Consider the following 24,111-nt stretch of genomic DNA (forward strand, 5'->3'; position numbering starts at 1 on the left):
ACTTGAATCATGTGTTTGATGGGGATTTTGGAGTTTCTGGTGAATAATTCAGGATAAGGGTAGCGCAAAACGCGGTGCTTGGCAAAGCGGCGCCAGTTTCGGCCGGTCGGCGAGTTTGACACTCGCTGGTCAGCTTTGTACATTAAAACTAGACAATTTTAAAGACGTGTAAAAATTATTGGGGGTTTAATAAAAAATGGAGATTGCACACCACCGGTGGCCCATCACGCTGCTTTATACGCTAGCGTTCTTGGTGATTGGGGGCCTGAGCTTTGGGGTCTTCGTACTAGCCCACCGGACGTTGATCTGGAACATGGACGGCATCACCCAACATTATCCAATCATGATCGAGTTACACCGCTTGTTGACTCAAAAGGGTCTGGCCGGTCTGGCCGGTTGGTCGTGGACCTTCGGGCTGGGTGCGGATAAGCTAACAACGCTGGCCTATTACGTGTTGGGGGACCCCTTCGCGTATCTTCTGGCCCTCTTCCCGTTGAAACATTTCGAAGCGGGCTACGGGTTGTTCATCATCTTACGCCTGTACGCCACGGGGCTGGCGTTTATCCCGTTAGCCAAACGTTACCATTTTAAACCAATCAGTCAACTATTAGGGACGTTAGCCTACGCCTTTACGGGCTACTCGTTAATGGTGGGGGACCACCATCCGTTCTTTCTCTTGCCGATGATCTGGTTCCCGCTGTTGCTAGTGGGAATTGACCGGATCTATCACGGGCAAAGCTGGGCCTTTTTGGGAATGGTCACGGGAATTGCGATCCTGAGTAACTTCTATTTTGCTTACATATTAGGATTGGGAAGCTTGATTTACGCCGTGATTCGTTATGGTCATTTGCGGGCGGCCCACGACTTGGCCATTAGTTTGGGCGCCGCGATTCGGCGGTGTTTACTGGCGGCGGTGAGTGGGGCCTTGTTCGCGGGCGTCCTGATCCTACCATCGGTGCTGATGATGCTTCAGTCCACGCGGGCGGCGGCGAAATTCGCCAACGGCCTGTGGCTGTACCCGTTGAGCTATTACTTAAAACTCAGTAACGCGATTTTGACCACCGGGAATAGTCCGACCTACTGGGCGATTCTGGGAATGAGTGGCCTGGGCTTTCTGGGCTGCGTGTACGTCCTGGTGCACTGGCGACAACAGCGCAGTCTAGCGCTGACGCTGGTCTTGATCATCGTCGGTCTGGGTTTCCCGGCGGTCGCGGCCTTCTTTAACGTCCTCTCGACGCCGTCTAACCGCTGGCTGTTGCTGGTGGCCGTCCCCGTAACGCTGGCGACGATGGTGCTGACCGACCACGTGACCACGTTGACGCCGCACGACCGGTGGTGGTTGATGGGAGCGACCGGTGGCTTACTGCTGCTGGTATATCTGAGCAACGGGTTAGTGTTTAATAACCCAGGACGTAATCTGATCACCTACGGGCTATTGCTGGCCTTGACGGTGGTCTTGGTCGGTAGCGCCCATCAACCGGCGAAGGTCACATTGACTTTGGTCAGTGGGTTGTTGGGATTAAACCTGATCAGTAACGCCTGGGGGTATTACGATCCCAACGCGGGTCGGCCGGCGACGCAACAGTTACGTCGCGGTGACGCCACCAAGTATTTGAAAGACTACTACGACGGAGCTCAGGTGGTCCCCAAGGCAGATCCACAGTTTACCCGGGTCAGCACGCTGCCGGACTATAATCTGCTGCGGACCGTGGGGAATAATTTCACGATGCTCCACGGCCTGCACGGCATCATGTCGTACTTCTCCGTGGAAAACGGCTACGTCGGGCAGTTCAGTCAGGACCTGCAGAACTCGCAATACGCGATGAACTCGCCGATTACTCAGGCGGACAACCGCACGGCGTTCAATAACCTGTTGGGCGTAAAATATCTGTTTGCCCGTCAGGACCAGATTGCCGCTAAAAAGGCGTTGCCGTACGGGTATCACGTGGCTAAAAAGGTGTTTAACGAGCACCCCGTCTACGGGTTATCCAACGGGACCGGCACGCAGGTGCTGACCAGTAAGCTCGCCTTTCCACTGGTCTACAGTCAACCCCAAGCTCTGACGACCGCACAATGGCGTCGGCTTTCGGGTCCGGACCGCGAACGTAGCCTGACGCAAGCGGCGCTGGTCAAACAAAAAGCGAAAAACGTGACCACGGCTGACTACACGCCGATGCAACGGAATTTGGATTATACGGTGACCGCGAACACGATTCCGGTGGTCGACAGCCTCAATAAGGCCATCCAATACCGGGTCAAACAGGCCGTGGTGGGGCAGAAGGGAAATTTGAACCAGCAACAAACGGCCAACTTCGGGGCGACGTTGAAGGCGCCGAAGTTTAAGCTGGACGAAAACGGCTTATTGAGCGCGGCGGATGAAAAGCTCTACGTCCCGCTGGCGCAATTAAACCATAACCGCCAAGCCCTTGACCGGGTCTTGACGCAGAACCAAAAGATCGTGGCCAACAACCAGCAGGCAAACCAAACTGGTCTACATCAGATGGTCAGTGACGCGCAGGGCCAACCGCTAAGCTACACCCTGACCATTGACCGGCCGCAAGCCGCCCAGGGGACCGAACTGTATCTGGAACTGGACGGGATTCAGGCCCAGACGCAGACCACCCAAGAACGGATGCAGGCCGCGGATAACACCAGCGTCTTGGGGCTCACGCCGCGGTCGCGCCTCACCAAGTTAAACGATTGGCGCGATGCGGTTCGGAATCCGGACTTAGGCGACTACTGGGTCACGGCCAAGACGCGAAACCAAACGCAGGCCTTCTCGCAATTCGGGATTGATAACTTATCGGATTACGAACCAAAGCACCGGGTGTTACTTAACCTGGGTTATAGTCGACAAAAACGTCAGACCGTAGACGTGACCTTTAGCGCCACGCAACAGATCAACTTCAAGTCGGTCAAGCTGATCGCCATGCCGTTTAGCCAGACCTACGATCGTCAGGTCCACGCGGCCCAGCAACGCGGGTTGCAGCACGCTCAAATCACGGACAACCGGGTCAGCGGGACTTTAGCTGCGGCCCAGCCCAGCGTGTTGACCACGTCGATCCCGTATTCCGACGGTTGGCGCCTGACGGTCGATGGTCAAGCGACCGCCACCCAGGTGGTGAACGACGGGTTCGTTGGGGCCAATTTACCGGCGGGTCACCACCGCATCGTGTTGACCTACCGGACGCCGGGCCTAAAGCTCGGACTCTGGTTAAGCCTCGACGGCGCGTTACTGCTCCTTGCCGGCGGACTATGGCACCTGCTACGCCGACCACTCAAGTCGAAACATTAAGCTATTTCGGGCCAAAAGTCGTACACTCGTTAACAAGAGTGGCCGGCTTTTTTTTGCGCGGCCAAAGTGAAGGGAGTTGCTAACATGAAAATTCTAGTAACGGGGTTTGACCCGTTTGACCACGCTACCGTTAATCCGGCTTGGGAGGCCGTTCGGCGGTTACCCGCCACGGTGAAAACGGCGACCATCGTGACCCAGGAGATTCCGACCGTCTTTGGTCAAAGTGCCGAGGTCCTGCACGCGGCCATCGTCCGGGAACGACCGGATGTGGTGCTCAGCATCGGCCAGGCAGGTGGTCGGGCGGCGCTGACCCCCGAACGGGTCGCCATCAATTTAGACGATGCCCGCATCGCCGATAATGCGGGACAACGGCCCCAGGACCAATCCATTCAACCGACGGGGGCACCGGCCTATTTCACGCAGCTTCCGGTCAAGGCCATGGTCGCCGCCATCCAGCAGGCCGGTTTGCCCGCCCAACTATCGACCACGGCGGGGACCTTTGTCTGCAACCACCTGATGTATCAGGCCCAATACTTACGGGCCACCGAGTTCCCCGACCTTCGCGCCGGTTTTCTGCACATTCCCTTCTTGCCGGAACAGGTGATCCACCGGCCGGGAACCCCCAGTTTAGCGTTGGCCGATGCCGTTCGGGGCATCACGGCCGCCTTAGAAGCGATTATCACGGATTAGCCTTAGCCGCAGTAGGGATGCTGCGGTTTTCATTTTGGCCAAAATCCCTTGTGAAATTTTTGAGGTGATTATTTTTATTTTTAAAAATAATCACAAAAAATTGCATTTTTTAAAAAGCGTGTTATGATAAGGGTGACTTTACGACACGCACAGAAATTTCACTGGGTAGCACGAGCTATCCTTTACTAACCGCGATATTACGCGCTGAAAGGGTGTTTCATTTTGCTTAAACAAACAAAATATCAAAAAGTTGTCTTAGTCGGTGACGGTTCTGTCGGGTCGTCGTACGCTTTGCTCATGATGCAACAACCAGTCATGGATGAACTGGTGATTGTCGACATCGCAAAGGACCACAGTGAGGGCGACGCCATTGATTTGGAAGACACCCAACTCTGGGGGAAGCCAAAGTGGGTTCACGCTGGGACCTACGCCGATGCTAAGGATGCCGACCTGGTCGTAATTACGGCTGGGGTTCCCCGGAAGCCCGGTGAATCACGGTTGGACCTGGTCAACAAGAACTTGAACATTTTAAAGACGATCGTGGGCCCAGTGGTCGACAGTGGTTTTAACGGCATCTTCTTGGTCGCCGCCAACCCCGTCGACATCCTAACGGCCGCCACGCAAAAGTTGTCCGGCTTCCCAACGAACCGGGTCTTTGGGACCGGGACTTCGCTGGATACGGTCCGGTTACGCGTGGCCTTAGGCAAGCAACTGAACTTGGCCCCGCAAACGCTGAACGTGAACGTCATCGGTGAACACGGGGATACCCAATTTGCCGCTTACTCGCACGCCATGGTCGGGGACCAAAAGTTACTTGATGTGGCTCAGGCCAAGGGCGTGTCGTTGGCGGACTTACAAGCCACGGAAGCCGCTGCCCGTAAAAAGGGTGGCCAAATCATCGGCTTGAAGGGCGCGACCTTCTACGGGGTGGCGACCTGCTTAGCGCGCATCACGCGGGCCATTCTGGGGAACGAAGACGCGGTCTTACCCGTCGGCGCTTACCTGGATGGGGAATACGGCGTGAAGGACCTGTACTTAGGGACGCCAGCGCTGATCAACGCCCAAGGGGTCGCTCGGGTCTTACCACTCGACTTGTCTGCTGAAGAACGCGGCAAGATGCTCGATTCCGCCAAGGCGATGAAGAAGGTTCTCGACGACGCCATGGCCGTCAACTAATCATTTGAATTTAACTGGAGCACCGGGAAATTTCTCGGTGCTCTTTTTTTGATTAAAAGAAGCTGCCTGAGGCCAACCGCTACCCAGCGACCAGAAATTAATAGGGCCACCGCCGGGAGTATGTTATAACAATAGGTAATAATAACGGGAACTGACCGGGGATGGGGGATCGCCGGCTACCCGATAGAGAAGGATGATAGCTGGTGAATACCCGTGATTTAGCGTTTTTCCGGGCCATCGTGCAGTACAAGAATTATACCTACGTAGCGGAACGGTTTTCGGTCTCCCAACCCGCGGTCAGTCAGGCCATCAAGCGCCTGGAACGGGAGTTTGATGCCCCGTTAGTCCAGCAGGACCGGGTCCACCACCAAACCGTGATTACCCGGGCCGGCATGTTGCTGTACCAGAACGCGCAGGCGATTCAGAGTAGCATTTCGTTGGCCCACCGGGAGATTGATTTTTCCAAGCAAAGCCAGATTCGCTTCGGCCTACCGCCCATCATCGGGGCCCTGTACTTCCCTCAAGTGGCGGCGGCGTTGTTGCGCCGTGGCTGGATGAAACAGATCAAAATCGTGGAAAACGGGTCGGTCCAGCTCTTGACCAACCTGATCCGCGGCGATATCGACATTGCGTTGATTGGCTCCCCGCGTCCCTTGCACCATCAGGGCGTCGAGGCGATTTCGCTGGGGGCCCGACCGTTCAACGTGATTGTGAGCCCGGATAACCCGTTGGCCCAGCGCCAATCGATCAGTTTTGCCGAATTAGGAACGCAACAATTCATCGGCCTCGACGGGAAGTTCGCCCATCCCGAAGCCTTCCGGGCCTACTGTAAGGCCGCGGGAATCACGCCCAACATCGTTTACCGCACGCCGGACATTGCCTGGCTCAAGGGCATCGTGCGGGAAAACCTGGGTCTGGGGTTTCTGGTCCAAGACGCGGTGAGCGCGATCGACGGTGTAGTCGGCCTGAAAATCACGGACCAGCTGATGGACCGCTTCAACGTCTCGATTGCTTACCGGCAGGGCTACTCCATGACGCCCGAAGAGACGGCTTTCGTGAAGCTGCTGTCGCAGATGCGGATTCCCGATCCCATGACTTTGACCCAATAATTAAAACTTATAGGCGCTCTGTCAGCAGATGGAGCGCCTTTTTAGCGGTCATTCGCCCCGTAATGGGGGAGGGCCGGGCCCCAGCCACGCCTATTTCCACCATTAAATTAACAGATTACCCACCAAAGGACTTGTGAAAAAAATAAAACTTTTTTTAAGCGGCTGAGCATGTGCAAAAATACACGGCTGTAACCGCTGTCATAGCAACCACATAAGCATTGCTTATAATGCACTCAGAGTTTGACTATAATCTTGAAAGCGCTTTAATATGTAACTTGTAATCAAGAGATAGCCGTTAGCGTTCCGCCGAATAAGTCGTGTTGTAAAGTGGGTGGACGGTGATCAACGGCTATGATGATAAGGAGATAGTGCCGTATGTCAGATAAGATTAGTGGTTCAGATGCAGTTCTCAAAGTGATTCAAGACTGGGGCGTTAACCATATTTATGGGTATCCTGGTGGGTCGTTCGACTCAACCATGAACGCCTTACACAACCAAAAGGATACGTTGAAGTTTATCCAAGTTCGTCACGAAGAAGCCGGCGCCATTGCGGCCGCTGCGGATTCCAAGTTGACGGGTAAGATCGGGGTTTGCTTCGGTTCTGCCGGTCCTGGTGCCGTTCACTTGTTAAACGGGTTGTACGATGCCAAGGTTGACCGTACGCCAGTCTTAGCCATCGTGGCCCAAGTGCCAACTAGCCGGATGAACATCGACTTCTTCCAAGCCATGGATGAAGAACCAATCTTTGACGACGTTGCCGTTTGGAACCGCACGGCAGCCACGGCCGAAAGCCTGCCTCGTTTGACCGACGAAGCCATCAAGCAAGCTTACGAAAAGAAGGGTGTCGCCGTTTTGACCATTCCAAAGGACTTTGGTTGGGCCGAAATCGAAGACAACTACGTTTCCGCTGCGAACACGCACGTGGAACCCGTTTACCCTGATCCAGAACCAACCAGCGTTGCCAAGGCCGCTCAAATGATCAAGGACGCCAAGTCCCCAATGATCTACTTTGGGATCGGTGCCAAGAACGCGGCAGCCGAATTAAAGGAAGCTTCCGAAAAGTTCAAGATGCCACTGGTTTCTTCCGTCTTAGCTAAGGGCATTTTAGACGAAGACTACCCCGCATACTTGGGCTCCACTGGTCGGGTCGCCCCTAAGCCCGGGACCGAAGTGGGCTTTGCGACCGACTTGATTGTGTGGGTTGGTAACGACGTGCCGTTCAGTATCTTCCTGTTCAGCAAGAAAGCCAAGATCATCCAAATCGACGTTGAAAGCGAAAAGTTAGGCAAGCGGCGTCACGTGGATCTGCCAATGTTAGCCGACGCCAAGAAGGCCTTACGGGCCATCATCGATGCCGGTGAAGCTAAGCCAGACTCCGCCTTCTACGAAGCTTCCTTAGCCGACAAGAAGAACTGGGTCGCTTGGCAAGACAGCTTCAAGGACAGCGACCAGATGCCAGTTCGGCCAGAACCAATCTTCGATGTCTTGAACAAGACCGCTAGTGACAAAGCCGTCTTCGGGGTCGATGTTGGTAACGTCAACATCAACTTCGAACGCTTAGTCGACATTCACGGCGACCAGAAGTGGGTTACTTCCGGGAAGTACGCTACGATGGGCTTCGGCTTACCAGCCTCCATTGCGGCCAAGGTTGCTTACCCAGACCGCGACGTTTACAGTCTGAGTGGTGATGGTGGTTTCGCCATGTTGATGGAAGAAATCCTCACCCAAGTGAAGTACAACCTGCACATCGTCAACGTGGTCTTCAGTAACGAAACCTTAGGCTACATCGAAGCAGAACAAACCGACGACAGTCACCAACCATTATCCGGGGTTGATTTGCCAGCCACCGACTGGGCAACCGCCGCTAAAGGGATGGGTGCCGAAGCCTTCACTGTCACGACCAAGGCCGAATTCCAAAAGGCGATCGATGCCGCTAAGAACACCGACAAGCCAGTCTTGATCGACGTGAAGTTGACTCACGAGATGCCATTTACCACGGAACACATGTTTATCGACCCAGCATGGCAAGACCAAGCCAAGATCGATGAATTCGTCAAGAAGTACCAAGCTCAAGACTTGAAGCCGTTTAGCTACTTCTTAAAGCAGGCCCAAACGAACTAAGTCTAAGTTGAAACGGGAACCAGGGGAGATATCTCGGTATCTCCCCTGATTGCTTATCAGGAGGTGATCGGGATGCAGGTGATTCGACTCAACGCGAATACGATTCAACACTACCGCACCATGCCGCGGGTCGTCATGGCCCTGGGCTTCTTTGACGGGGTCCACCGCGGGCACCAGGCCGTCTTGGCCCAAGCCCGGCGGTTGGCCGACGCACGCCAAGTCCCGTTAGCGGTCATGACCTTTAGCCGCCACGCCTCCCGGGCCTTCGAGACCACCTTAACCACGGATTTTCGGTACCTGAACACCATTAGTCAAAAAGTGGACCTGTTGGGGCAAAACCACGCCGACATCGTCTACGTCGTCGATTTCGACCGGCAGTTTGCGGCCATTTCGCCACAACAATTTGTGGAGACCTACCTGATTGGTCTCAACGTGTGCGGCGTTGTCGGGGGCTTCGATTACACCTTTGGCCGGGGCGGGCACACCCAGATTTCTCAGATGGCACAGTACAGCCGGGGCCGCTTCACGGTCACGGTGGTCGCCGAACACGACGCTGCCCAAGAGAAAATCGGGTCTACCGCCATTCGTCACCTGGTCAAGGTGGGTAACGTCGCCCGGGCCAACGCCTTACTGGGCCACCCGTACGCCTTAGCGGGGCAGGTGATTCCCCAAGCTAGGGGGACCTTCGCCTTCAATCCCGCGAGTCGCCTGCAACAACGGCCACCGCAGGGCAGTTATCGCTGCCAGCTCAAGACGACGGCGGGGATGTGGCCCGGTACGCTGACCATCACGACTGACGGGCTTACGATCCAAACGGCCGCCCTCTCCGCTACAGAGCGGACCGTGGAAGTCGCCATCTTAGCCCGCCAGGCGGCCCGCGTGGTCCCCTGGCAACGGGGGAGCGCGCCGGTGATCGCGGTCCGCGCCATGTAACCAAGCTTTAAAAAGTAGACAGTCATACCAGGGACCTAGGCCAATACCACCTAGGTCCTTTTTGGTGCCGGAGAAAGACCGTATTAAAAAAGTTTAGCGATCCACCCACTGATGGGGGCCAGTCGACGAAGCGCCAGTAGGGGACCACTCCTGGACGCAGGTCCCTAAGTTAGACGGAATTGTTGATGATTATTGTAAACGCTTACAAATAATTATTTTTATTTTGCAAAGGTCCCTCGTAATTTTAAAAAACGCTTGTGAAATTGTGAATCCGTACACGAGTAGGGTTGTGAAGAGGTATTCAACACCTTATTATGTTTTTTTATACCCCCGCGAGGGTTTGACTATAGCTCTAATTCCCGGTTATTCTAAGCTTGTTCGTAAAGTCAAAGGGGATTTTTCAAGTTTACCGCGAAGAGTCCCCTCAAGTTTTAAAATTAATAGTTACTAATATCACAAAAATTTGGAGGAACTTACCATGGCAGATTATCGCATTGAAGCAGATACCTTAGGTGACGTTAAGATTCCTAGCACGGCTCTTTGGGGCCCACAAACTGAACGGAGTCGGAACAACTTCCCGACTGGTCAATTTATGCCGATCGCAATGATTCGCGCTTTACTTCAAATCAAGAAGGCCGCCGCTGAATCTAACCAAGACCTGGGCGAAATTTCCCCAGAAAAGGGTGCCTTGATTCAACAAGCCATCGACGAATTATTGGCCTTAAGCGACGAAGACTTACGCAAGGACTTCCCATTACGCGTTTACCAAACGGGTTCGGGGACTCAAACCAACATGAACACCAACGAAGTCGTCGCCCACAAGGCAATGCAAATCAATCCCGACATCGAAGTGCTGCCTAATGACGATGTCAACCATGGTCAAAGTTCCAACGATATCTTCCCAACGGCCATGAACATCACGGCCAGTGTGGCCGTCCAAGAATTGGAAAAGGCCGCTCAACACTTAATCGACGAATTAACCGCTAAGCAAAAGGAATACTGGCGCGTGGTTAAGATTGGCCGGACCCACTTACAAGACGCTACGCCATTAACCTTTGGCCAAGAAGTCAGTGGTTGGGCCAGTGCCATCCAACACGACTTGGACTACTTGAAGTCCTTAGACCCAACTTTATTGGAATTAGCCATGGGTGGGACCGCCGTCGGGACTGGTTTGAACGCCGCTCCTGGTTTTGCCGAAGAAATCGCCAAGAAGATGACTAAGGTTTACGGCCCAGCCTTTACCGCGAAGTCCAACAAGTTCTACGGCTTAGCACACCACTCCGGCTTAGACGTGGTCCACGGAGCCATGAAGACCTTAGCTGCCGACCTGATGAAGATTGCCAACGATGTACGGTTCTTAGCTTCCGGTCCACGGGCCGCTTACGACGAATTGAACATCCCGGCTAACGAACCCGGCTCTTCCATCATGCCCGGTAAGGTCAACCCAACCCAAGCCGAAGCCATCACCATGGCGGCTGCACGGGTCATGGGGAACGATGTGACCGTTACGGTGGCGTCTTCTCAAGGGAACTTCGAAATGAACGTTTACAAGCCCGTCCTGATCGACGCCTTCCTGGAATCCGCTGAACTCTTACGCGGGACCATGATGGGCTTCGCCGACAAGATGATCCACGGCATGACGGTCAACGCCAAGCGGATGGAAGAACTCGTCGACAACTCCCTGATGACGGTCACGGCCCTTTCTCCACACATTGGGTACCACGACAGTGCCAAGATCGCCCAAGCCGCTGACAAGGCTGGTTCGACCTTGAAAGAAGCCGCCGTTAAGTCCGGTAAGGTTTCCGCCGAAGACTTCGACAAGTGGGTCGATCCATTAAAGATGACCAACATCGATCGGTAATTTTAAAAAATAGTAGTTTAACCAGACTGGTCGTCGTGAAGCGCAGTAGGCTTTGCGGGGGCCAATCTGTCCGAGAAACTTATTAGAGAGAATTGAGAGGATTTTACGTATGACTAAGCCACACTTTATCGCCCTAGTAGGCACGAACGCCGATTTTTCTTACAACCGCATTTTGTTGCAGTTCATGAGCCGGACCTACACGGATCAGGCCGAGATCGAAGTTCGCGAAATCGCGGATATTCCATTGTTTAACGAAAATCAAATGAAGAACCCGCCCGTTAGCGTGACGGCCTTGAGTGCCGCCATCGACGCGGCCGACGGGGTCATCATTGCCTCCCCCGAGTACGATCACGCGATTCCCGCCGCGTTAAAGAGTGTCTTGGAATGGCTATCGAGCGCCACGCACCCCTTCCAGAACAAACCAGTAATGGTCGTGGGGACTTCTTATGGGGTCCAAGGAACGGTGCGGGCTCAAACCAATTTACGCCAAGTCCTCGATGCACCGGGCGTTCAAGCCTGCGTGTTACCCGGTAACGAATTCATGTTGCCGACGGTCAAAGACAAGTTTGACCAACAGGGACAACTGGTCGACGACCGCAGCGTGAGTTTCTTAGGCCAATGCCTAGCGAACTTCGTGCAATTCGCCGCCCTCAACCCCGTCTCCGTTAGCGCCTAACCTCATTACGAAAGGAAACCTTCTCATGGCAGAAAAATTCCAATTTGTACCAACTGATTTAGCTGAATTACAAGACCGCTATGATTTAGTCGTCATCGGTTCCGGGGGTACCGGGCTGGTGGCCGCGATGCAAGCCCATGAATTAGGCTTGAAGCCCGTGGTCTTAGAAAAGATGCCCAAGTTAGGTGGGAACACCAACCGGGCGTCATCCGGGATGAACGCCGCCGAAACCAACGTGCAGTTACACAACCACGTGGTCGACAGCTACGAAGAGTTCTACGCCGACACCTTCAAGGGTGGGGGCCAACTCAACAACCCTGAAATGTTACGTTACTTCACCAGTCACAGTGCCTTAGCCATCGACTGGTTGGCCGATCACGGAATCGTCTTGGATGACTTGACGGTCACCGGGGGGATGCAGAAGAAGCGGACCCACCGGCCAAGTTCCATGGCACCGATTGGTGGGTTCCTGGTCACCGAACTGTTAAAGCAGATTCAGGCCGAAAAGGTTCCTGTCTTTACTAACGTCACGGTGACTAAGCTTAACGTCACCGACGACAAGGTCACCGGGGTTACGGTCAAGGACGAACAGGCTGACGGCGTGCAAATCGCTGCCGATGCCGTGGTCTTGGCAACCGGTGGTTTCGGGGCCAACCAGAAGTTGATCGGTAAGTACCGTGAAGACCTGGTCGGCTACAACACCACTAACCAACCCGGCGCGACCGGCGACGGGATCGAACTGGCGACGGCCGCTGGGGCCGCACTGGTCGACATGGATCAGATTCAAGTTCACCCAACGGTGCAACAAGACACCGACCACGCTTTCCTGATTGGTGAAGCGGTCCGGGGTGAAGGGGCCATCTTAGTGGGCGCCGACGGGAAGCGGTTCGTCAACGAACTGGATACCCGGAAGAACGTCACGAACGCCATCAACCAACTCCCGGAAAAGAGTGCTTACCTGATTTTTGATACGGGGATTCGTTCCCGGGTCAAGGCCGTTGAATTCTACGACCACATCGGGTTGGTCAAGCACGGCGACAGCATCGCCGACTTGGCGCAAACGTTGAACATGGATGCCGACACGTTGTCCAGTACCGTGACGACCTGGAACCAAGCGGTAGCCGGGCAGAACGACACGGACTTCGGCCGGAACATGGGGATGGATCGCGACATTTCCGCGGGACCATTCTTCGCCATCCACATTGCACCAGCCATCCACTACACCATGGGGGGCATCAAGATCAACGCCCAAACCCAAGTGCTCAAGGAAGATGGCACCACGTTAAGCGGATTGTTCGCTGCCGGTGAGGTTGCCGGTGGGTTACACGGTAACAACCGGATTGGTGGGAATTCCATCGCCGAAACGGTGGTCTTCGGTCGTCAAGCCGGGGAACAAGTTTACACATATTTGAAAGACTAGACCCAGTCAGTACTGGTCCTAGTGAGGTAAGAGAGAAGTTTCAACACATAGAATAGTGGGGCACTATCATGACATTGGAAAAAGTTAAGTATAAGAAATTTATCCTGCCATTATTGGTAGGGCTGATTATCTGGTTTGCGTCACCCGTTAAACCAGACAGCGTGTCGATGGCGGCTTGGCACATGTTTGCCATCTTCGTGGCGACCATCATTGGATGTATCACCCAACCGTTACCGATTGCCGGGGTCGCATTGGTCGGCTTCGTCCTGACCGTATTGTTGAACATTGTACCAATGGAAACGGCCGTCACTGGTTTTGGGAACAAGACCGTTTGGCTGATCGTGATGGCCTACTGCCTGTCACGGGGCTTCGTGAAAACCGGTTTAGGTCGGCGAATCGCGTTACTCTTCGTTAGGTTGTTCGGGAAACGGACGTTAGGTTTAGCCTACTCGTTGGTCGGGGTCGATTTGATTCTGTCACCCGCAACGCCAAGTAACACCGCCCGTGCCGGGGGGATCGTTTACCCGATTCTGGAATCCTTAGCCAAGACTTTTGGTTCCGACCCGAAAGACGGGACGGAACGCAAGATGGGGTCTTTCCTGACCTTCGTTGAATTCCACGGGAACATCATCACTTCTGGGATGTTCATGACGGCCATGGCGCCAAACCTGTTAGCCGTTTCCTTGGCGAAGGCCGCGCACGTCAATATCACCTGGATGAGTTGGTTCTTAGCCGGCTTAGTTCCTGGGATCATTAGCTTGTTAGTCGTACCATTCTTGATTTACAAGATGTACCCACCTGAAATCAAGGATTCACCAAACGCCAAGAGTTGGGCTGAGGGTGAATTGTCTGACATGGGACCAATGAGCATTGCCGAAAAGATTATGACCGGTGTGTTCGTTGGGGCGTTGTTACTCTGGATCTTATCAAGCTTCATCGGCATCGATGCCGCTACGGTGGCCTTCTTAGCCGTTGCCGTATTGGTCGTTTGTGGGGTCTTATCCGTTAGCGACATTCTCCACGAAACGGGTGCTTGGAGTACCTTGATCTGGTTCTCCATCCTGATCTTCATGGCCAACGAATTGACCGAATTAGGGTTTATTCCTTGGTTGTCGAAGGCCTTGGGTGGTAGTTTGAACGGGATGAACTGGGGCATTGTCTTAGCCATTCTGTTGGTCTTCTACTTCTACTCTCACTACCTGTTCGCCAGTGGGACGGCCCACGTCAGTGCCATGTACGCGGCCCTGTTAGGGGTTGCCATTGCTGCTGGGGTACCACCAATGTTAGCGGCAACGCTGTTAGCAATGTGTGGGGCGCTCTACAGTTCTACGTCGCACTACGCGAGTGGTCCAGCAACGTTACTGTTCGGGACCGGCTACGTGAAGCAAGCCGACTGGTGGCGGATGAACGCCATCTTAGGTGTTTTCTACATTGTGGTTTGGTTCGGAATTGGGGCCTTATGGACTAAGGTTCTGGGCTTCTGGTAAACTTTAATTGAGTCTAAACGAAGGGCTTGGTAAGCGGTGTGCTTGCCAAGCCCTTTTTGTTGTTGAATGTTTGGCTTGCTCGGCAGAGTGAAGTGCGGGGGATGAGTTGAGTTACCAGAGAGCCTGGAAGGAACCGTCTCCCCGTTACCGATGATAATTTTGAATTATCTGTTGCGAACTTCACAAAAATAATTTAAAAAATGTAAAAATACGAGATATATTTGAATTATTTAAAAAATGAGCTATAATTAGAGCAGGAAACAAATGAGTTTTGGGTAGATAAATTCGTGATTATTTACACGATTAACTGACACTCGTGAAAGGGATGGACTTAATGGAGATTAAGCAAACAGCATTAGCGGGTACCTTGGAATCTTCCGATATCCAAATTATGTTGAGTAAAGGAACGGACGGTATCAAGGTTACCTTGGACTCCGCCGTTGAAAAGCAATTTGGCGATCAGATTCGGGACTTGATTACCAAGACCTTACAAGCCTTGGATATCACCGCCGCTAACGTCAAAGCCGTGGACAAAGGGGCCTTGGACTGTGTGATCAAAGCGCGGACCATTGCCGCCGCACAACGGGCTTTAGGAACCACCGATCAACCTGCATGGGAGGTATTCTAACGATGGCAGAAAATTCAGAACGTTTACGCCGGACCATGATGTTCGTGCCGGGGAACAACCCCGCAATGGTTAAGGATGCCGGGATCTATGGTGCCGACTCCATTATGTTTGACCTCGAAGACGCCGTTTCCTTGGCTGAAAAGGACGCCGCTCGAGTATTAGTCTACGAAGCCTTACAAACCCAAGACTACGAAGGGGCCGAATTGGTCGTGCGGGTCAACGGAATCGACACGCCGTTCTACCACAACGACGTACGGGCCATGGTCAAGGCTGGCATCGACGTGATTCGCCTGCCGAAGGTTGAATCCGCCCAAATGATCAAGGACCTGGTCAAGGATGTGGCCGCCGCTGAAAAGGAATTCGGCCGCGAAGCTGGTTCAACGCACGTGATGGCTGCCATCGAAAGCGCTAAGGGCGTTTTGAACGTCCCAGAAATCGCCGCCGCTTCCGACCGGATGATCGGGGTCGCCTTATCCGCCGAAGACTACACCACCGACATGAAGACCCACCGGTACCCAGACGGGGCCGAACTCGAATTTGCCCGCAACATGGTGCTCCACGCCGCTCGGGCTGCCGGGATTGCCGCCTTCGATACGGTCTTCACCAACATGGACGACACGGAAGGCTTCTACCGCGAAACCCGCTACATTCACCAACTTGGGTTCGACGGGAAGTCGCTGGTCAACCCACGGCAAATCAAGATGGTCAACAGCGTCTACGAACCAACGGCTAAGGAAATTGCCAACGCGCGTAACGTGATCAACGCCATCGCTGAAGCTAAATTAAAGGGCTCTGGGGTTATCTCCATGAACGGTCAAATGGTTGACCGCCCAGTTGTTCTGCGGGCCCAACGTGTAATGCGTTTAGCCAAAGCATCGCACTTAGTTGATGAGGAGGGTAATGATATTGAAGAATAATGTAAACCGGACCCTGTCCGACGACTTGATGGCCAAACTCGACTACAAGCCATACACCTCAACTGAAATTGGCAACCCTGAAATCCAACGGGTTGCGCCTAAGGTTCACGTTTCCACGGGGAACGACAAGGTGGTTGATTCCATCGAAGACGTGGTCAAGGCCACGGTCAAAGACGGCATGACCATTTCGTTTCACCACCACTTCCGGAACGGGGACTACGTCTTTAACAAAGTGATGCGGGTCATCATCGACGCCGGCATCAAGAACCTGACCTTAGCACCATCGTCACTGACCGGTGTGATGAACGACATGGTGATCGAAGCCATCAAGGCGGGGACCATCACCAACATCACCAGTTCTGGGATGCGCGGTTCCTTAGGGGACTTCGTGTCTCACGGTGGCTTAAAGAACCCCGTCATCTTCCGGTCTCACGGAAACCGGGCACGGGCCATCGAACACGGCGACATCAAGATCGACGTGGCCTTCTTAGGGGTTCCTAACGCTGACAAGTTGGGGAACGCCAACGGGATGGCCGGTAAAGCCGTCTTCGGTTCACTGGGTTACGCCTTAATGGACGCCCAATACGCTGACAACGTGGTGCTGTTGACTGACAACCTGGTCGACTACCCGAACACGCCAGCTTCCATCAAGCAGACCCAAGTGGACTACGTGGTTCAAGTTGACGAAGTCGGTGATCCTGATAAAATTGGATCAGGGGCAACTCGGTTCACCAAGGACCCGAAGGAATTGAAGATCGCCGGCATGGTAAACGACGTGATTACGCATTCACCATACTTCAAGGACGGCTTCTCATTCCAGACCGGTTCCGGTGGTGCTGCTTTGGCCGTGACGCGTTACCTGCGTGAAGCCATGATTGCCAACAAGATTACCGCTTCCTTCGCTTTGGGTGGCATTACCAAGCCAACCACCGACCTCTTAAAGGAAGGCTTAGTTCGTCGCGTGATGGACGTGCAAGACTTCGATAAGGGTGCCGCTGATTCGATGCAATCGAACCCGAACCAACAAGAAATCGACGCTTCCTGGTATGCCGATCCCGACAACAAGGGCGCCATGGTCGACCAACTCGACGTGGCCATCCTGAGTGCCTTGGAAATCGACACCAAGTTCAACGTCAACGTCATGACCGGTTCGGACGGCGTGATTCGGGGGGCCGTGGGTGGTCACCAAGACGCCGCGACCAGCAAACTGACCATCATCTCCGCACCGTTAGTTCGGGGCCGGATTGCCACCATCGTACCCGACGTGACGACCGTCGTGACCCCTGGTGACTCGATCGACGTGGTCGTGACCGAAGTTGGGATTGCCATCAACCCTAAGCGTAAGGACTTAATCGCTAGCCTGAGCAACATTCCGGGTGTCCCCGTCTTCACGATTGAAGACTTACAAAAACTTGCCGAAAAGAAAGTGGGCACGCCGAAGCCCCTTGAATTCACCGACCGGACCGTTGCCATGGTGGAATACCGTGACGGCAGTATCATCGACGAAATTAAGGAAGTTAAGGACTAACCTCTTTGTTTGGCAGATGGGGGCAGCATAGTGAATACACGGGACTTAGCCTATTTCTCAGCGTTGGTGGAGTTGAAGAACTACACCGCCGTTGCCGCGCGTTTCTCGGTCAGCCAACCCACCATTACGGTGGCGGTCAAGCGACTGGAGACGGAATTTAACGCCACGTTGGTCCAACGCGACCGCGCGCATAACACGTTGACCATCACCCGACCGGGGTTGATGCTCTATCAGCGTGCGCAGATGGTGTTAAAGGATTTGGATCTCGCCCACAGCGAAGTCCAACGCGCGGACCAATCCACGATTCGTTTCGGCATGCCACCCATCATCGGGACCCTGTGGTTTCCGTTGGTGGCCGGGGAACTATTTTCCCGCGGTTTGTTGAAGTACGTGGAGACCTTGGAAATGGGGTCCGGGTACCTGCTTCAGGAATTGCTCGCCGGTAAAATCGACGTGGCCCTGCTGGGGTCGGTCCGCCCGCTCAACGAACGGGGGCTGGACGCCACGCTATTGGGGGCCCACGAATTTCGGGCGATCGTCAGTCCGGAACACCGACTGGCGACCCGCAAGCGAATTGCGTTTGCCGAACTGGCTAACGAGAACTTTATCTCGTTGACGGGGAAGTTCGTCCATCCCCAGGCGTTGCGCGACTACAGTCAGTTTGCGGGGTTTGACCCGCGCATCGTGTATAACACCCCGAACATCTCGCTGATCAAGGCGCTAGTGGCCTCCGGGTTCGGTGTCAGCCTGATTGTAGGCGACACCATTCACGCCAGCGATAAAGTCGTGGCTCTGCGCCTGAGTGATCCGGTCGCTGACCGCTTCAACATGTCGCTGGTCGTGCGCAAAAACTTCCTACCTAACGAGATTCAACGGGAGTTCATCAGCGTGTTGTTCGGTTTGCGCCACCATCATGAAGCTTAATTGAAATCGTTCAAAGACCGTTTACTGGCGTTGGCTGGTAAACGGTCTTTTTGATAGAAAATGCTGGGGTGACGCGCGGGTTGTCACTTGTATTTTCGGGAGGGTAGCCTATAATCAGGATAATTTCAAAGGGCGTGATCGAATGCGGCTGCGACAATACATATGGAATTTAGCGAAAAGCGTGGTCATCATGGCACTGCTGTTGACCTGGAATCTTCGGCACACGGCGCAGGGGTGGCAGCTGCCGTTGGGGCCGTTCACTATCTGGGTATTCGTGAGCTGGTTGGTGGGTTACCCGTGGCTGCGGCAGTGGTACGCGAACCTGTACAGCAAGGACGACGAACGAATGGAATCGTATAAGAACCGGGCCTTGGCCTTCCACGAGCGGGACCTTGCCCAACACCATACGGCCCGGAAGTGGACGCCCAGCGGGTTACAGGCTAATCCGTGGCTGTACATGTCCGGTAACACACAGACCACCGACGACATCTTGAATCCCCTCTACGTGTTCTGCGAGCACCTGTGGGTCACGTTCATCTTGTTGCTATTGGGGCCGATATTGCTAGCGGGGCACTGGGCGAAGCGGGCTTGGTTGCGGTGGCGGCACTAGTTTAGTTGTTGCGTTTTATGGGCACCTCTGGCACACTAAGGACAACTTATCCCAGGAGGTGGCCGGTATGGCTCCAGAAGAGTTGTTCGCCCGGTATCTGCAGAAATATCAAATTGAGTTGCAACACCCCGACCACGGTCAGATCGTGCTGACCTCGGCGGTGTGGCCGCACCAACCAGCCCTGCGGCAAGCCGTCCAGGCCACCTTATTGGGCCTGAACGGGGTGCAAGCGGCCGAAGAGGTTGGTACCAATCAGCTGGTCTTACGGTACGATTCCGCACAGCTGCGGCGGTTGAACCCGTTAAAGCTCTTAGCGCTGGAACGCCAAATTGGGCGGCAGTACCATGAAGCGGGCTATTAGAATTCAATTTAAAAATGACCCCACCAACCGGTTTAAAACCGTTGGTGAGGCCATTTTTTGATTAAAGGATTTGTTCCATTAATCCGAAGTAGATCGTTAAAATCAGCAGGTCGGCCGACCCACCCAGACTGAGATTTTTAGCCTTAAAGCTGCGGTTCATCTGGGTAAGTTGGGCTTGACCGGCCGGCGTTTGGCACCCGCCCGCGTCCAGAATCGCTTGGGCCGTTTCCTGGGCCCAGGGAACGATGGTGGCGGTCCCCGCACGCTTAATCAGATTGCTATCGGCGGTGTGGGCCACGATGGTCATCAGGGTGTTTAACAGGCGCTGCGTCCGGGTCCCTCGACTCTGACGCAGGTAGGGCAGGCTCACGGTGGCGACCACCGGGAAGCCGGCTTCGGCTTGACCGCGGATGCCGGTAGTTCCGTACTTCAGGTACTGGCGTTCCCCGGCGGTGAGTTGGTCGGCTGGCTTCTGGTCCAGCCCCGCAAAGTCGTTAGCGGTCAGGCCGTCAAGCATGGCGCGCACCACCGCCAGGGTTTGGTCGGTCGCGTAGGGTGCCGCTTGGGTCTGATACCCCGCGGCCGCTACGATGACGCCCAGGGAAAAGACCGCGCCCTTGTGGGTGTTAACGCCGTGGGTCGCGTGAAACATGGCGGTTTCGGCGGCGACTCCGGCCGGGCGCAGCTGGCGAAAGAGGTCCGGTAACGCTGCGCCGGTGAAGGCTTGGCCTAACGCAAAGCAGGTCGTCCAGTAGTCTTCTAAGGCCGTGGCACTGTCGATGAAGGTGAAGACGTCCATGTCGGGGTGCGGGCCCACGTCGGCCGGGTCCACCAGCCCCGGCTTGGGGGTGACGGACACCTCGTAGAGTAGAGCGCGGGTCGCGTTTAAAACGGCGGGGTCACGAGTGGGCATTAGTCGGTCTCCTGTTCGTCAAAGTAGGTAGTGATGGTGTGGTCGATGGCCGCCTGTAACTCGGCGACGCTGTGGGCCCGCGACCGGGCGCAGACTTTGGCCGGCTGATCGCAGATAAAGCAGCGGCGTACCGGTAAGCCGCTGTCTTGGCGACTCAGGGGGCCGGGCTGTTGGCTGGTCAGCACATCGATGTCGAAGAGCCGACCTAGCGGGTGGTGATCCTCGAAGTTAACGGCGACGGCCTTTAACGTGGTGGCCGCGGCGGGACTGCGTAAAAAGGCTTCCGGGCCGGTCGGGTGATCCCATTGCTCGACCAACTGGTAGGCTAGCGCATGGTCATGTAAGACCTGATCAAAGGCCGTCAGTCCGGCGTTAAACGTGGCCGTCAACCGGGCGTTGTTTTTGATGGGGCCGGGGATGTTGAGCTTCAGCGCCAAGACGGCCTGGTCTGGATAAGTGGTGACCAGGTGGTGTTGCAGGGCCGCGCGGTGGTCCTTGTTGGCGAGAACGGCGGGGATGTCTTGCGGGTCCCCGGTGGCAAAGGTGGCGTTAGGCATCACCAAAACTTCCTTTCTTAGTTCCCGGCGATGCGTTGACCGGCTTGGATGCGGGCCTGCAGCATGGTCAGGTGAGCTTGAATGAACTGTAACGTGGTGGCCGGTAAGCTAGCCGCCACAGTATCAACGACATTATCGGCGATGGCTTGCCGGACCGCCGTGGCCGTGATGGGCTGATCGTTAACGGCTTTACGGTCAACGATCTTCACGGCAACTGCCGGTGGCAAGATTTCCTGTAAGACGTGGTTATAGATGCCCGTGGTTTTGGAGAACGGTTCGCTGCCCAGGTAGCGGGTGGTTAGGTTCAACGGTTGGGCAATCTGCGTTTTGAACAGTTGGGCGTCCAGCTGCGTCTGGAACCGAATCGCGGCTTCCGGCGTGGGTAAGAAATAGGCCGGGAAGGTCGCGTAACTGACCATGTAGTCGCTCCCGTTGACCACGCGCACGTTAGGTAAATCGGCGGTGCCGGCCGTGACCAGTTGCTGGCGTTCGGCCGTGGTAAACAGGGACGCGTCGGTATTGACCACGAAGACGTAGACCAGGTCGTTTTCTTTAGCGGCGGTCTCAATCAGGTAGCGGTGGCCCAGGGTGAACGGGTTGGCGTTCATCACGATGCCGGCGACCTTGGCTTGATCCTGGTGTTCAATCTTGGGAAGGGCGGCCACGTAGTCTTGGACACCGGTATCGCCGGTTTCCAGGATGGCACCGCTGTCGGTCTGGGCCAAAGCGTGGAAGCCGACGTACTCGAAGCTGGCCACGTATTTCGGCTTAGTAAAGACGAAGACGTGGAAGATTTGGCGTTGCGCGAGGTCGTTTAGGAGCGCGGAAATGATGGCGTTGAAGTAGGCCCCAGCCTCGCTGTTCTTGTGGCAGGCCCCCACGTACTTGATGACGTTGCCGGCCGTGGAACCGGTGGCCACCAGCTTGTCACCCTCGTAGATGCCGATAGTGTGGTCCAGGTGGGCCGTTTCGCTGGCGGCGAAGTTGGTGATGCCCAGGTCGGTGAGCAGACCCTGCCACTCTTTACGGGTGGCGGCGTCGCTTAAATACAGGTCAATGATCTCGGGTTGCATCGGGCAAGCCCCTTTCTTAGATGAATGAGTGAATAGTGAAGATGAAACTGGTCACCTTCCGGCGCTCAGGGGCGAACATTTGGACCGCCTGCGGGCACAACTTCGAACCTCGCAAAAATCGCGAGTTTTGAAGATTGGCCTTATTCTAGGTCGGGAAAATTCCCCGGCCAAGAATAATTTCGCTGGCTGAGCCCCTGCTCGCCTCCAGGTTGTACGTTGAACATAGATTATAAAATAGTATTTTAATGTAACGTTAGCGAATGGGAAGACTTCTATACATAATGATAGTCAGCGCTAACTAGTGTTTTGTTAATTTTAGTTAGCGGGAATACTCTAAAAGAATAGAAATACTAGTTTAGAGTCTGTCTTAAAATTCAATCACCGACATCCATTACCTTTTACCGAAAAGAATCCAGTTTAGTTATTGTTATGACTCATGTAAGCTGGAGGGCCAGTCAGAAATGGGCTCAGGAGTGAAATTTGTGTTGGCTGGCGTCTCTTGCCAGCCTAGACAAAGGCCGGTCTTCAAGACCTGAACTATGGGCTTGAAGCCGTGTCCACTCCGTTCCAGCCCATTTCTGACTGGCCCGGAGGCGCTGAATACTCTAAATTAGTCTTTTTGCGCAAACGCCTCGACCGCGGCGGTGACCGTAGATACGACACCGTCATCGAAGACGCTAGGGATAATCTTGTCGGCGGTCGGTTGGGCGATCATGCCCGCTAAGGCGTGCGCCACGCTGGCTTCCAGGTCGGCGTTCACGGCGGTCAAGCCGGACGCTAACAGGCCGGAGAACAAGCCGGGGAAGACCAGAATGTTGTTGACCTGGTTAGGATACTGACTCGAACCGGTAGCCATGACGCCGACGTGGTGGTCGTGGGCCTCCTGTGGGTCGATTTCGGGAACCGGGTTAGCCAACGCAAAGATGATCGGGTCGGCGGCCATGTGGTCGACGTCGGCGCCGGTCAAGACGTGGGCGTCGGACAAGCCGATAAAGGCGTCTTGGTCGGCCATCACGTCGGCCAGTGGCGTTTTGGCCGCTCTGGTCTCACCGACTTGTTGGGCTAAACCGCGTTGGTAGGCGTTGTAGTCGGTATCGTTGGGCGTAACCAGACCGAGCTTATCAACCAAGGTCAGGTGATGGATCCCCGCGGCGTAAAGGAGTTTGGCCGTGGCGATGCCGGAAGCCCCGACACCGTTGACCACGACTTTGAGGTCGGCTAAGGCCTTACCAGCCACCTTGGCGGCGTTGATCAGACCGGCTAAAACTACGATGGCGGTGCCTTCCTGATCGTCGTGGTAGACGGGGATGTCGAGGGCCTGTTTCAATTTATCTTCGATTTCAAAACACCGTGGCGCCGCGATGTCTTCTAGGTGAATTCCGGCAAAACTCTTGGCCGTGTTTTTAATGGTCGCGACGAATTCGTCGACGGGCACCTGGTCGACGGCGATGGGCAGGGCGTTGACGCCCGCTAAGTCCTTGTAAAGTAACGACTTGCCTTCAACCACGGGAAGACCCCCGGCCGGGCCGATATTACCGAGACCCAGGACCGCGGAGCCGTCGGTGACCACGGCCACCAGCTTCCCACTGAGGGTTAACTTGCGCTTCATCTCGGGTTGCGCGGCGATGAGCTTCGAGATGCCCGCGACGCCAGGCGTGTAGGCCTTGCCGAGGTCGGCGGCGTTTTTAACGGGCAGTTCGGAGCTGATGTCCAAGACCCCCGTTGCGCGTTCGTGTAATTTGATGATTTCGTTTAAATCAGCCATATTCTGACGTCCTTCTTTCCGAATTTTAAGTCTTCTCTAGCATACGCTGATTTTTTACAAAATTCAA

General features: G+C 54.8%; 20 protein-coding genes. 16 read left to right on the plus strand and 4 right to left on the minus strand.

Annotation, left to right across the window (positions count from 1 at the left end):
* Positions 1-196: 196 nt before the first annotated feature.
* From FD38_RS05465 to FD38_RS05540, 16 genes are all read left to right on the plus strand, one after another.
* Positions 197-3,295 (plus strand): YfhO family protein, encoded by a 3,099-nt coding sequence (locus FD38_RS05465; RefSeq protein ID WP_057732082.1) that lies wholly within the window; start codon positions 197-199, stop codon positions 3,293-3,295.
* 84 nt (positions 3,296-3,379) lie between these two features.
* The gene (gene pcp / locus FD38_RS05470) at positions 3,380-3,985 is read left to right on the plus strand and encodes a pyroglutamyl-peptidase I (RefSeq protein WP_057732085.1); all 606 of its coding nucleotides are present in this window, start codon (positions 3,380-3,382) and stop codon (positions 3,983-3,985) included.
* 222 nt (positions 3,986-4,207) lie between these two features.
* The gene (locus FD38_RS05475) at positions 4,208-5,161 is read left to right on the plus strand and encodes an L-lactate dehydrogenase (protein WP_087742694.1); all 954 of its coding nucleotides are present in this window, start codon (positions 4,208-4,210) and stop codon (positions 5,159-5,161) included.
* 203 nt (positions 5,162-5,364) lie between these two features.
* On the plus strand, positions 5,365-6,270 hold the full coding sequence (locus tag FD38_RS05480; protein ID WP_057732088.1) for a LysR family transcriptional regulator: 906 nt from the start codon (positions 5,365-5,367) through the stop codon (positions 6,268-6,270).
* A 375-nt stretch (positions 6,271-6,645) separates the two neighbouring features.
* A complete protein-coding gene (spxB, locus tag FD38_RS05485; RefSeq protein ID WP_057732090.1) occupies positions 6,646-8,391 on the plus strand; it encodes a pyruvate oxidase in 1,746 nt (581 codons plus the stop codon).
* Positions 8,392-8,463: 72 nt separating this feature from the next.
* A complete protein-coding gene (locus tag FD38_RS05490; protein WP_057732092.1) occupies positions 8,464-9,324 on the plus strand; it encodes an FAD synthetase family protein in 861 nt (286 codons plus the stop codon).
* A gap of 478 nt (positions 9,325-9,802) precedes the next feature.
* Positions 9,803-11,185 (plus strand): class II fumarate hydratase, encoded by a 1,383-nt coding sequence (locus FD38_RS05495; protein ID WP_057732094.1) that lies wholly within the window; start codon positions 9,803-9,805, stop codon positions 11,183-11,185.
* 109 nt (positions 11,186-11,294) lie between these two features.
* Positions 11,295-11,861: an NADPH-dependent FMN reductase gene (locus FD38_RS05500; protein ID WP_057732096.1), complete on the plus strand. Its 567-nt coding sequence runs from the start codon at positions 11,295-11,297 to the stop codon at positions 11,859-11,861.
* Between the two features lie 25 nt (positions 11,862-11,886).
* Entirely contained in the window at positions 11,887-13,281 is a 1,395-nt protein-coding gene (locus FD38_RS05505) for a flavocytochrome c (RefSeq protein WP_057732097.1), read from the plus strand.
* A gap of 68 nt (positions 13,282-13,349) precedes the next feature.
* Positions 13,350-14,768 (plus strand): anion permease, encoded by a 1,419-nt coding sequence (locus FD38_RS05510; RefSeq protein ID WP_057732099.1) that lies wholly within the window; start codon positions 13,350-13,352, stop codon positions 14,766-14,768.
* Positions 14,769-15,102: 334 nt separating this feature from the next.
* The gene (gene citD, locus FD38_RS05515) at positions 15,103-15,396 is read left to right on the plus strand and encodes a citrate lyase acyl carrier protein (protein ID WP_057732101.1); all 294 of its coding nucleotides are present in this window, start codon (positions 15,103-15,105) and stop codon (positions 15,394-15,396) included.
* Between the two features lie 2 nt (positions 15,397-15,398).
* On the plus strand, positions 15,399-16,313 hold the full coding sequence (gene citE / locus FD38_RS05520) for a citrate (pro-3S)-lyase subunit beta (protein ID WP_057732103.1): 915 nt from the start codon (positions 15,399-15,401) through the stop codon (positions 16,311-16,313).
* Positions 16,303-17,841 (plus strand): citrate lyase subunit alpha, encoded by a 1,539-nt coding sequence (citF, locus tag FD38_RS05525; protein ID WP_057732105.1) that lies wholly within the window; start codon positions 16,303-16,305, stop codon positions 17,839-17,841. Before citE ends, citF begins: the two co-directional genes overlap by 11 nt.
* A gap of 30 nt (positions 17,842-17,871) precedes the next feature.
* Positions 17,872-18,765, plus strand: coding sequence for a LysR family transcriptional regulator (locus FD38_RS05530; protein ID WP_057732107.1), 894 nt, complete (start codon positions 17,872-17,874; stop codon positions 18,763-18,765).
* 142 nt (positions 18,766-18,907) lie between these two features.
* A complete protein-coding gene (locus FD38_RS05535) occupies positions 18,908-19,375 on the plus strand; it encodes a hypothetical protein (RefSeq protein WP_147007846.1) in 468 nt (155 codons plus the stop codon).
* 67 nt (positions 19,376-19,442) lie between these two features.
* The gene (locus FD38_RS05540) at positions 19,443-19,736 is read left to right on the plus strand and encodes a hypothetical protein (RefSeq protein ID WP_057732111.1); all 294 of its coding nucleotides are present in this window, start codon (positions 19,443-19,445) and stop codon (positions 19,734-19,736) included.
* 61 nt (positions 19,737-19,797) lie between these two features.
* On the opposite strand, the gene citG is transcribed toward FD38_RS05540, so the two are convergent.
* The 4 genes from citG to FD38_RS05560 form a co-directional block, all read right to left on the minus strand.
* The gene (citG, locus tag FD38_RS05545; RefSeq protein ID WP_057732113.1) at positions 19,798-20,649 is read right to left on the minus strand and encodes a triphosphoribosyl-dephospho-CoA synthase CitG; all 852 of its coding nucleotides are present in this window, start codon (positions 20,647-20,649) and stop codon (positions 19,798-19,800) included.
* Positions 20,649-21,206 carry a citrate lyase holo-[acyl-carrier protein] synthase gene (citX, locus tag FD38_RS05550; RefSeq protein ID WP_057732115.1) on the minus strand — a complete coding sequence of 186 codons (558 nt, stop codon included), beginning with the start codon at positions 21,204-21,206 and terminating at the stop codon, positions 20,649-20,651. The genes citG and citX overlap by 1 nt, the downstream gene beginning before the upstream one ends.
* A 17-nt stretch (positions 21,207-21,223) precedes the next feature.
* On the minus strand, positions 21,224-22,279 hold the full coding sequence (gene citC, locus FD38_RS05555) for a [citrate (pro-3S)-lyase] ligase (RefSeq protein WP_057732117.1): 1,056 nt from the start codon (positions 22,277-22,279) through the stop codon (positions 21,224-21,226).
* Between the two features lie 610 nt (positions 22,280-22,889).
* Positions 22,890-24,044, minus strand: a complete 1,155-nt coding sequence (locus FD38_RS05560; RefSeq protein ID WP_057732119.1) for an NAD(P)-dependent malic enzyme — start codon at positions 24,042-24,044, stop codon at positions 22,890-22,892.
* Positions 24,045-24,111: the final 67 nt, after the last annotated feature.

Origin of the sequence: Levilactobacillus zymae DSM 19395 (genome assembly GCF_001434115.1) — a bacterium.
GTDB lineage: Bacteria > Bacillota > Bacilli > Lactobacillales > Lactobacillaceae > Levilactobacillus > Levilactobacillus zymae.